This window comes from Erwinia wuhanensis, from assembly GCF_030484085.1.
In the GTDB taxonomy this organism is placed as follows: domain Bacteria; phylum Pseudomonadota; class Gammaproteobacteria; order Enterobacterales; family Enterobacteriaceae; genus Erwinia; species Erwinia aeris.
The window spans coordinates 1-644 of sequence record NZ_JAUJUH010000019.1; the positions used below are offsets into that span (position 1 = coordinate 1).

1 rRNA gene is annotated in these 644 nt (G+C 51.2%); it reads right to left on the reverse strand.

Going from position 1 to position 644, the window contains the following annotated elements:
* A 16S ribosomal RNA gene (locus tag QZH36_RS21315) occupies positions 1-472 on the reverse strand; the annotation flags it as partial.
* Positions 473-644: the final 172 nt, after the last annotated feature.

A 644-nucleotide genomic window follows, 5' to 3' on the forward strand; every position in this document is an offset into this window, starting at 1 on the left:
CGGTTATTAACCGCATCGCCTTCCTCCCCGCTGAAAGTACTTTACAACCCGAAGGCCTTCTTCATACACGCGGCATGGCTGCATCAGGCTTGCGCCCATTGTGCAATATTCCCCACTGCTGCCTCCCGTAGGAGTCTGGACCGTGTCTCAGTTCCAGTGTGGCTGGTCATCCTCTCAGACCAGCTAGGGATCGTCGCCTAGGTGAGCCGTTACCCCACCTACTAGCTAATCCCATCTGGGCACATCCGATGGCGTGAGGCCCGAAGGTCCCCCACTTTGGTCCGAAGACGTTATGCGGTATTAGCTACCGTTTCCAGTAGTTATCCCCCTCCATCGGGCAGTTTCCCAGACATTACTCACCCGTCCGCCACTCGTCACCCAAGAAGCAAGCTTCTCTGTGCTACCGTTCGACTTGCATGTGTTAGGCCTGCCGCCAGCGTTCAATCTGAGCCATGATCAAACTCTTCAATTAAAAGTTCGATTTGCTGCAACAAGTGCAGCGATGCTCAAGTGTAAAACGTCATAATGAATTTCATTATGTGTTCACTCTTAAGACTTGATATTTTTTTGCGTCCGGAGACGCTTGATATCAATCCTGCGAGTGCCCACACAGATTGTCTGATAAATTGTTAAAGAGCGTTGCG